The organism is Alistipes sp. CAG:268, assembly GCA_000434235.1.
GTDB lineage: Bacteria > Bacteroidota > Bacteroidia > Bacteroidales > Rikenellaceae > Alistipes > Alistipes avistercoris.
In genome coordinates this window covers 11,547-14,612 of the sequence record FR891982.1, presented here as the reverse complement: position 1 = coordinate 14,612, position 3,066 = coordinate 11,547, and the positions used below count along the sequence as shown (strand labels likewise).

Genomic DNA, 3,066 nt, shown 5'->3' with positions numbered 1-3,066 from the left:
GCCGCAGCGGGGCCGCCGGCCAGAAGCAGCGGCAGCAGGAGGTGTCGTAGTTTCATAGTATGTACCATTATTATTAATATGTAGGAACAAATATCGCAAAAATTGTTGGATTTTCAACCGGAATCGTTAATTTTGTTCATCGGATCGCACGTGCGGTCCCCGATCTCCCGAAAAAAACATGAAAAACGAACGCTTTGCAATGAAGAACCGACGGTTTTTGAGCCGGTTGTTGGCAACCGGCCTTTTCGCCCTTCTCTCCGGTGCAGTTCCGGTGCGGGCACAGGTCTCGTTCGGACGAGCCGAAAAATGTGTGGATGACTGGCTTTTCCGCCTGGGTGACGATACGACGGCCCGCATGCCGGCTTTCGACGACAGCGGCTGGCGCCGTCTGACGCTGCCGCACGACTGGTCGGTCGAGGCGCCTCTGTCGCCTTCGCTAGCCAGCTGCACGGGTTACCTGCCCGGCGGGATCGCCTGGTACCGCAAGCACTTTGCTGTGACGGACTCCGCCGCACGCCACTACATCTATTTCGAAGGGGTTTACAACCGCAGTGAGGTCTATCTGAACGGACATCTGCTCGGCTGCCGCCCCAATGGCTACGTTTCGTTCCTCTACGACATGACCCCCTACCTGCAGCCGGGCGACAATGTGTTGGCCGTGCGGGTGGATCACGGCCGTTATGCCGATTCGCGGTGGTATACCGGTTCGGGCATCTACCGCGACGTCTGGATCGTGTCGGCTCCCGAGATCCACTTCGCGCAGTGGGGGACCGCCTGTCGTGTGGAGTCGCTGACCGATCGCCGGGCCCTTCTGGCTGTGGATTATGCGTTGGAGCGGCACGTGCCCGCGACCGACCGGCTGGAGGTGGCCGTAACGCTCCGTGACGCGGACGGTGTGGAGGTGGCTTCGGCCCGGCAGCGTGTCGGGGCGGGCGATGCGGACAGCCTCGGCGGAACGCTTCGTCTCCGGCTGAACAATCCCCACCGGTGGAATCTCGACGATCCTTACCTCTATACGCTGCAGGCCGATCTGTTGCGCAACGGTGAGCGGATCGACGGGTGCAGCTTCCGTACCGGCCTCCGCACGCTGACATTCGATCCCGACCGGGGATTTGCCCTGAACGGCCGCTGGATGAAGGTCAAAGGGGTCTGCCTGCATCACGATGCCGGGGTGCTGGGTGCGGCTGTCCCGCCCGAAGTGTGGTGCCGGCGTCTGGAGAACCTGCGCGGAATCGGTGTGAACGCCATCCGCATGAGCCACAATCCGCAGGCTCCGGTGGTCTACGACCTGTGCGACGAACTGGGGCTGCTGGTCATGGATGAGGCTTCGGACGAGTGGGAGTTCCCCAAGCGCAAGTGGATCGAGGGGTGGAACGTCGGCACGCCCGGTTTCGACGGCAGTTATGACTTCTTCGAGGAGTGGATCGAACGCGACGTGACGGACATGGTGCGCCGCGACCGGAACCACCCGTCGGTCTTCCTCTGGTCGATCGGCAACGAGGTGGATTACCCGAACGATCCCTATTCGCATCCGATCCTCGACGGCTCGAAGATCAACCAGCCGATGTTCGGCGGTTACCATCCCGATGCGCCCCATGCCGACCGGATAGGCCGCATCGCCAAACGGCTGGCGGCCTGTGTGCGGGCTGTGGACCGCACGCGTCCGGTGACCGGTGCGCTGGCCGGGGTGGTGATGTCCAACGAGACGGAGTATCCCGAGGCGGTCGATGTCGTGGGATACAACTATACCGAGGACCGTTACGACATGGACCATGCCGCCTACCCCGACCGGGTGATCTACGGAAGCGAGAACCGGCCCGATATCGACGCCTGGTATGCCGTGCGTGACCGCGATTTCATCTTCGGGCAGTTCATCTGGACCGGAACCGACTATCTCGGTGAATCGGGGCCCTGGCCTTCGCGCGGATTCTATACGGGCCTGCTCGATCTGGGCAGTTTCCGCAAGCCGCGGGGCTGGTTCCGGGCGGCGCTCTGGTGCGACGAGCCGGTGACCTACATCGGAACCTACCCGTCGGCCGATTACCTCTCGGTCGATGCCTGGGATGTGTGGAACTACGATGCCGGGCAGAGCGTGCGTGTGGTCTGCTATACGAACGCCCCGCAGGCGCGCCTGTTGCTCGACGGGCGGGAGGTAGGCTCCATGAAACCCTATGATCCGAAGACGGGAATCATCCACTGGGACATTCCCTTTGCTCCGGGAGAGTTGCGGGCCGAGGGGTGTGACGCCTCGGGCCGCGTGCTTTCGTCTTATGTGATCCGCTCTTCGGGCCGTCCCTTCGCGCTCAAGGTCTCGGCCGACAGGGTCGTGCTGCCGAAGGAGCGTGCCACGGCCCACCTGACCGTCGAGGTGGTCGATGAGCAGGGGGTTCCGGTAAAGCTGGGTGACAGCGAGATCACCTGTACGATCGACGGGCCGGCCGAATTGCTCGGTCTTGAAGGCTCGGATAATACCGACATGAGCGACTACACCGACAACCGGCATCGTGCTTATCGCGGGCGTCTGCTTGCATATGTGCGTACAACCGGCGAAACAGGCGATATTCGGGTCCGCTTCTCTTCGCCGCTGCTTCGCGGGACGGAGGTCGTGTTGAAGGCGGAGTAACGGCCCCGCAGCGGGCTGTGAAGCGTGCTTCGGAATGCGGGCGTCGGGCGGATGGAATCCGTTGGCGCCCGCTCTTCTTTTAAGCGGTTTGACGGTGCCGCTTATTCTGCCTGTTGTGCCGTGCCCGGGAGCCCGGAGTCGGAAAATGATGAAAAAAGATTCGAAGTATTGCATTTTTGAAAATCTCTTTCTATATTTGTGGTACGAATATATGTATGAACAAACATATATAATTCAAACATAAAAACACTAACCTAAATGAATCTGTTATGAAGAATCTGTACCAGACTTCCGCACGGACCCGTTGGGACGGATCGGGCGGAATCTTCAGAAAGTGTGCGGTCCTTTTGTTGGCGGTCTCGCTGCTGCCCGTGACGTTGTCCGCAGCCGGGTCGGAACCGGTCCGGTCCACGTCGCAGACCGAAGTTCCCCCCCCCCCCCCA

The 3,066-nt window shown here is 61.1% G+C and carries 1 protein-coding gene; it reads left to right on the top strand.

Annotated features, from left to right (window positions below; translation table 11 throughout):
* Nucleotides 1-199: 199 nt before the first annotated feature.
* Nucleotides 200-2,623 carry a glycoside hydrolase family 2 TIM barrel-domain containing protein gene (locus tag QZL63_RS03090; RefSeq protein ID WP_022307870.1) on the top strand — a complete coding sequence of 808 codons (2,424 nt, stop codon included), beginning with the start codon at nucleotides 200-202 and terminating at the stop codon, nucleotides 2,621-2,623.
* The last annotated feature ends 443 nt before the right edge of the window (nucleotides 2,624-3,066 follow it).

Bases quoted from the DNA above. Each gene is read 5' to 3' on its own strand.
- QZL63_RS03090 (WP_022307870.1), top strand. From the start codon at position 200: ATGAAGAACCGACGGTTTTTGAGCCGGTTGTTGGCAACCGGCCTTTTC.